At 26.9% G+C, this 7,576-nt stretch carries 6 protein-coding genes; all 6 read left to right on the top strand.

Features of this window, described 5'->3' with window-relative positions; genetic code table 11:
• The first annotated feature begins 342 nt into the window (after nt 1–342).
• A complete protein-coding gene (locus tag DAD81_RS06235; protein WP_111707371.1) occupies nt 343–912 on the top strand; it encodes a hypothetical protein in 570 nt (189 codons plus the stop codon).
• A 165-nt stretch (nt 913–1,077) separates the two neighbouring features.
• Nucleotides 1,078–2,982 carry a PAS domain-containing hybrid sensor histidine kinase/response regulator gene (locus DAD81_RS06230; protein WP_111707370.1) on the top strand — a complete coding sequence of 635 codons (1,905 nt, stop codon included), beginning with the start codon at nt 1,078–1,080 and terminating at the stop codon, nt 2,980–2,982.
• Nucleotides 2,983–3,026: 44 nt separating this feature from the next.
• Complete coding sequence (locus DAD81_RS06225) at nt 3,027–3,809, top strand: hypothetical protein (protein ID WP_111707369.1); 783 nt, start codon at nt 3,027–3,029, stop codon at nt 3,807–3,809.
• A gap of 39 nt (nt 3,810–3,848) precedes the next feature.
• Nucleotides 3,849–6,563, top strand: a complete 2,715-nt coding sequence (locus tag DAD81_RS06220; protein ID WP_111707368.1) for a carboxypeptidase regulatory-like domain-containing protein — start codon at nt 3,849–3,851, stop codon at nt 6,561–6,563.
• A complete protein-coding gene (locus DAD81_RS06215; protein ID WP_111707367.1) occupies nt 6,560–7,099 on the top strand; it encodes a hypothetical protein in 540 nt (179 codons plus the stop codon). The genes DAD81_RS06220 and DAD81_RS06215 overlap by 4 nt, the downstream gene beginning before the upstream one ends.
• Nucleotides 7,099–7,569, top strand: coding sequence for a hypothetical protein (locus tag DAD81_RS06210; protein ID WP_111707366.1), 471 nt, complete (start codon nt 7,099–7,101; stop codon nt 7,567–7,569). Before DAD81_RS06215 ends, DAD81_RS06210 begins: the two co-directional genes overlap by 1 nt.
• Nucleotides 7,570–7,576: the final 7 nt, after the last annotated feature.

The raw sequence follows: 7,576 nt of genomic DNA, 5'->3' as shown, positions 1-7,576 counted from the left end.
TTAACTCAAATTAAAGGGGAATACGCTAAACTAAACTTTGACGAAAGTACAAATCTTACTATTACTTACACTTTAACTGATAACTAATAGAATAAAATCTTATTTTTTTGAATAAAGCCTCTTTAATTTAAGAGGCTTTTGTTTAATCTTTTTCACAAACATACTATTCTGTTTCTTAAACTTTAAATGGCATTAAATCTTATTAACCGAAAGATACAATCCATTCATCGACAGTTAAAACGTTATCAACTAAAAACTCAATAATAACCTTTAATCTGAACGTACATTTGTACCAGAAACAAACACAAAAATTAAAAACATTAAATTATAAATTCCCCACTTATGAAAATTCAAAAATTATTATTCGCCGCTTTTATCTTATTCGCTTCTTCAAATGCTTTTGCTCAAAATGATACAAATGAAGACTCTCATACTTTATCTATTTCAATTCCTGAAGTTGCACTTCTTGATATTGAATCATCAACTAATAATACAGCGATTTCTTTAGAAGCAACTGCTCCTACTGAAGCTGGTGAAAAAATAAATTTAGATAAATCAAATAGTGATTTATGGTTAAACTACTCTTCTATTGTTGGTAATAAATCTTCTAGAACTGTTACTGTTCAAATTACAGATGGAGATGTGCCTGCAGGAGCTAATTTAACTGTAGCTGCCAGTCAATTTAAAGGAAACGGTGAAGGTACAATGGGTAAAGCAAATGACACTGGTATTATTTTAAGTAGTAAAAAAGCTCAAAATTTAATTGAAGGTATTGGAAGTGCTTATACTGGAAATGGTGCTCAAGGACATAACTTAACTTACAAGTTAACTCAAATTAAAGGGGAATACGCTAAACTAAACTTTGACGAAAGTACAAATCTTACTATTACTTACACTTTAACTGATAACTAATAGAATAAAATCTTATTTTTGTTATAGATACAGAAAAATATATAGATTAATAGAAAAGACTAGCTAAGCTAGTCTTTTCTGTGTTTAAAAAAAATTATAAAATCTTAAAGAAGATTCTTTATTATTATGTATTTTTAAAATCAAAATTCCAAAAACAGATTTCACTTGAAAAAAAACATAACTTCTTACTCTCCAAATATCATATTAAATGATATAAACTTAATTGTTATTGTAACAAATGCATCTGGTAAATTAGTTTATGTGTCACCCGCAACTGAAAAATTATTGGGATTCTCAAATGAAGAGTTAATAAATGAATGGTGGGAAAAGACATATAAATCTGAAATTGAAAGTCAAACAGTTAAAGAAAAAATTCAACAAACATTAAAAGGAACTATTAAAGTAAATAATCAATCTTACGACCGCCAAGTTTTATGTAAAAACGGATCAAATAAATGGATTGAATGGAGAGATTCAATCGGCTCAGACAACACATATATATCTTTAGGGATTGATGTAACTGAATGGAAACGAAAAGAAGAACAGAATTTACAAAATGAAGTCATTTTAAAAAACATAAACTCTATTATATTAGTAAGTTCAAAAGATGGCGAAGTAATTTATGTCTCACCTTCTGTTATAAAAATATTAGGTTATTCAAATAAAGAATTAATAGGAAATAATTGGTGGTTAAAAACTTATGAAAGTACTGGTAAAGCAGCACAAATAAAAGATGCTATTATTACTGAATTATTTTCAACTGAACCAGTATACACAAATACAAACAGGCAAAAAATAAAGACTAAATCTGGTAGCTACAAATGGATTGAATGGGCTCGCTCTAAAAGTTTAAATGATACTTTTATATCAATAGGTACAGATGTTACAAGTAGAATACTATCAGAAATTGAATTAAATAAAGCAAAAGAAGCCGCCGAACAATCTTTAAAAGTTAAGAATGAGTTTTTAGCAAATATGAGTCATGAGATTAGAACACCTTTAAATGGTATTATAGGGTTTACAGACTTATTATTGGAAACTGAAATCACAGAAGAACAGCGAAAATATTTAAAAACCATGAATAATTCTGGTGAAATATTACTCTCTATTATTAATGATGTTCTTGATTTATCTAAACTTGAATCTCAAAAATTAGAAGCAGAAGAAATTCCGTTTAATTTACACCTTCAAATTGAGAAAATTGTAAACTTAATGGACGTTAAAGCTGGGCATAAACATATTCAATTAAATCTTGAAATTCATAAAGACACTCCAAAATTCATAAAAAGTGATCCTACTAAAATTGGACAAATATTATTAAATTTAATAGGAAATGCTGTAAAATTTACTAATCACGGATCAGTAACTATAAAAGCCTTTTTGAATGAAAAAGCCGCGAACGGCCCAAATATTTGCTTTGAAATTATTGATACCGGAATTGGAATTGTACCTAATAAAATTAACACTGTTTTTGGTGCTTTTAATCAAGCTAAATCAGATACTTCAAGAATTTATGGAGGAACAGGTTTAGGATTAACAATTGTTAAAAAACTAGTTGATTTATTAAAAGGGCAAATAACGGTTTCAAGTATATTTGGTTCTGGTACTAATTTTAAACTCTCATTACCAATAAAAATTGAAAAATCTCAAATTGAAACCCCAAATGTTCCTGCTCCTATAGTTAAATTTGAAGCTTTAAATTATAATATTTTGTTAGTTGAAGACAATAAAACTAACCAATTATTAGCAAAAACAAGGTTAGAGTCATGGAAGTGCAATGTAGATATAGCCGAAAATGGTTTTGAAGGAGTAAAGAAAGCTGAAAAAAAAATATACGATATTATTTTAATGGATGTTCAAATGCCCGTTATGGATGGTTATGAAGCAACAAAAATTATAAAAAATGATCTTTCAGAAGAAGTTTCAAAAACTCCAATTTTAGGTATGTCTGCTTATACCGCAAGTTCAGAAACTGAAAAAATGTTAAATTCCGGAATGGAAAACTTTATATTTAAACCTTTTAAACCTACAGACTTATATCAAATGCTAGTAAAATATGCAAAAAAATAATTAACACTTTTAAAAATCATATATTTGCCAAAACCCCTCAAACCATGAAGAAATATATTTTCATCCTATTTCTATTTATTTTTCAATTATCTTTTTCTAACGTAATTGTTTTAAATGGATTAACTCATACTCACAAAAGTAAATCTGGAAGTATAGTTACCGGAGTAATCAAATTAAAAAACACTAAAGAAACTCAACAAAGAGTTCTCATTTATTTTAATGATTTATTTCAAAAATGTGGTGAAAAAACAGTTCTAACAGATAATGAAACTCATAATAAATCTATAAAAAATTGGATTTCTACCGATATTAATGAATATGTTTTAAAAGGAAACGAAGAGTATGAATTAGTTTATAGATTAAACATTCCTAAAAACGAAACATTAAAAGGTTCATACTACGGTGTGATTATGGTAGAGATTGAAGAACCAATTAAAGAAGAAGATTTAGATTATAGTGTAAAATTAAAATCGAAAGTTAGATATGGTATTCAAGTAATAATAGATCTTGAAGAAAAAACCAGCTCAGAACTTGATTTTTATAACGTTGAAATTAAAAAGAATAAAAATGAAGAGCCAGAAACTATTGTAGTTGAAGCTCAAAACTTAGGAGAATTTTATGTAGAACCAACTTTAGTTTTAGAAATATTTAATGAAGATGGTGAACAAGCTAAAAAGATAGAAGTAAAATTTAAAAAGATTTACCCTGAAAGCTGTAAATTATTTGAATTAGACATTTCAGATTTACCAAAAGGAAAATACACTGGTGTAATTGTAGCAGATTATGGAGAAGACATGTACGGCATTGATATAGAATTTGAAAAATAACTTTATAAACCCCACAATAAAAAAGTAGTTGTTTATTCTTTGAAATATTTAAATAAAATAAAGCCCCTCTATTTTATATTATTATTTATTAATATATGTTTTTCACAAACATCGGATTTAGTTACAATAAATTCTAAAACTAAATTAAAAATATTAAAACCAGGAGAACATTACACCATACTTTTTGAGGTTAAAAACAATTCTAATTCTTCAATTAAATTAGATTTTGATTATATACTTCCTGAAAATTTCAATCCAATATTAAAATTTAAAACAAAAACAATTCCTTCATTTGGAAAAAAGAATGTATTGTTCACTTTTTCAGTAGGTAAATATTGCAAGGCATCAGACTATTCAATTGAGTTTATTGCTAAAAAAAACAACCAAACTACGGCAAAATACAAACTAAAATTTCAAGTTGAAAAAACTTTCAATATCTCCATTAATCCAATAAAATCACCAAATTATTTAAGGTTTGAGAAAGAATTTTCATGTGAATATTTAATTATTAATAAAGGAAACAGTAAAGAAAAAATTAATTTAGAATCCTACAGAAGTTTAACGGTTAAGCCCAGTATTGTAACATTAAGTCCCGATTCTACAGCTATTATAAAAGTAACACAAGCTGTTCCATTTTCTCCATTTAGCAAAAGTATTGCCCTTAATGTTTTAAGTGCCGAAATAATTTCCTCTGGCGCACAATTTTCAAATAGGATTCCTGTTACTGTTTATCCAAATAGCAAAAAAAAACCAGATTTATATGAAAGATTCCCCATTTCAGTTTCAACTGTTTACAATAATTTAAAAGGTTTAGATACTGTAAATACTTTTAAATTTAATATTTCTGGAGCCGGTTATTTAGATAAAGAAAAAAATAACTATTTAAGTATTCTTTACTCTGGACCAAACCAACCCGAATTAATCAGATTTGGTGAATATGACCAATATAACCTTACTTATAAATCTAAAAAAATTGAATTATTAGCAGGTCATATTTCCTATTCTTTATCTAATTTAACTGAAACTTCAAGAAATGGTCTTGGAGGTATTTTTAAATATAATTTTCCAAAATCTAATATTTCTGTCTTTTATTTAGAACCCCGATTTACAGATAAGATCTCCACATCATACGGAGGAGACTTTCAGTGGTTCACTTCAGAAAAATCATTAATTAAGTTAGGTTTTATTAACAGGTCTATTCTTGAAGATGAACAATCCCTTCAATCTCAAATTTATAGACTAGCAACTGAGAATAACTTAAAAAACATTAAATTAAATGGAGAAATTGCTTTTGAAACAAACGAATTAACAAATGGTTTTGCAGCCTCATTAGATGCATACTATAATAACAATAAATTTCAATGGGGAAATTCATTACAGTTTTCAGATAAAAATTTTAAAGGATATTTAAGGGATAGTAGGCAATTAATATCAAATATTAGTTATCAACTATCTAATAAAATAAATACCCAACTTAATGCCACTTACCAATCATTAAACCCAGAACAGGATGACATAATTTATAATTCATCTCCATTACTTACAAGCTATAGAGGGAAAATTAGTCTCAAATTAAATAAAAGTAATCGAATTAAATTTGGTGCAACTTATAGAAATAAAGAAGACAGATTATATCCGAAAAAATTTCATTTTGAAGAAAAGCTATTAAACTTAAACTATTCAAATCAAAAAATGAATAGATATAGCTTGTATATTTATAATAGTTATGGGACTACTAAAAACTTTCTTATAGAAAACTCTTCTCCTAGCCTAGCTTTTTATAGCTCTGTAGATCTTTCAGTTTCTTTATTTCAAGATTTCTCAATTGGAGCTTTTGCCAATTATGAATACACTAATAGAAACTCATTTGATGGTGAAATTCAAAGCTCTCTTTATTATGGCGGAAGCCTACAATATCAATTAAGAGATAAATTAGGTATTAATCTTTTTTATAGAAGTGATTATGCAGTTGATGAATTAGAGGCAGATGCTCAAAGTTTTTTAGAAGCACAATTAAATTATCAATTCAATAGAAATCAAAAACTTAGTTTTTCAGCATCTCAATCAAGTTTGCCAACACAAAATAACGCTTTAAAAAAAGAATTATTTATAAGTGCATCTTACTCTTTTATAATAAATGCTCCAATATCTAAAGATAAAACTAGAGGAACAATAAAAGGAAAAATAACATCTACAGATAACGATAATTTAGAAGGAATTCTAGTGTCTTTAGAAAATAACGCCTCTGTAACAAATAAAAAAGGTGAATTTATTTTTTACAACTTAACTCCTGGAATTCACTCAATTAACATTGCACAATCCAGTTTACCTAATAATAAAATTATAGTAGAAAATACACCTTACGCGATAGACGTTGCACCAAATAAAGATTCATTTATTGAATTTAATTTAGGGAAAACCGGAAGCTTAAGTGGTAAATTAATTTTGAAAAAGCTTAACACTGTAAGATCTAATAAATTTGATAAAAAATTACCTCGTATTATTGTTAAAATTTATAATAAAGACAACAAATATTTAACTCAAACAAATGAAAAAGGTGAATTTAATTTCTTAAAACTGGCACCTGGAGAATGGACAGTTGAACTATTAGTAAAACCTTTACTCTCTGATTTTACATTTACTCCAATTAAAAAGAATATATTTATTAAACCCGATGAAGATTTATTTGTAAAATTTAATGCATCAATAAAAAATAGAAGATTGAAAAAAAGTAAAAAAACATTTAAATTATGAAAATACTAACCATATTATTGAGCTTGGTTGTTTTTGTTGTTAAAGGTCAATCAAACGAAGCAAGCAGATATGCTACCTTTAAATTAAAGGAAATTGCGCTTTTAAATATTGAACCATCAAATACTTCAGTGATTTTAAACCTTGAAAGTCCTAAATTACCAGGTGAAAAAATGACTACAAAAGCAGTAAATAACACTAAGTGGATAAATTTTACAAGTTCCTTAACAAATAAATCATCCTCAAGAAATATATCCATAAAAATTGAAGATGGTGAAATACCTCCCGGAATACTTTTAAAAATAAAAACAGACAGCTATCAAGGAAATGGGAAAGGAAAATTAGGTAGCAACAGTAATATTATCACTTTAAGTAAAAAAAGCCAAACCATAGTTTCAGATATAGGAGGAGCCTATACTGGGCATGGTTTATACAATGGATATAAACTAACCTATTTATTAGATATTGACAACTATAAACTATTAAACATGGACAATAGTGAAACACTTACAATAAGTTTAACCTTAACTGATTTTTAATGAAACATCTATTTTTATTAAGTTTTTTTTTAATTACAAATTTAATTTTCTCACAAAAAATTAATGTTAAAGGAAGTTGGACTTTAACCCTTAAAGCGTCTGACATATCCTTGGCTGGCTATGACTATAACTCTTTTTATGAAAGCTCAAATAAAGAAACAACTATAGATATTAAACCCGTCCCAAGCAGTAAGTATAATAAAAAATTTATGAGATTTAAAGTATATGTAAATAAGGAAGATATAAACTGGGATAAAGATTTAAAATTGTTAGCAAAAGTATCATCTACTAGTCATGGAAACTCAACTGGAACCATTTATCAAGAAATCACTAATTATTCAAATTCATTCTTTGAAACAATAGGTGAACAGAAAAAAATACCAATACAATATAGAATAGAAGGCTTAAGTGTAACACTGCCTGCTGAAGATTATTCAACAGAAATTATTTATACAGTTTTGAATATATAAAATATTT

This window comes from Lutibacter citreus (genome assembly GCF_003260195.1).
Taxonomy (GTDB): Bacteria; Bacteroidota; Bacteroidia; order Flavobacteriales; family Flavobacteriaceae; genus Lutibacter; species Lutibacter citreus.
The sequence above is the reverse complement of the archived record's forward strand: the minus strand, read 5'-3'. Positions and strand labels throughout refer to the sequence as shown.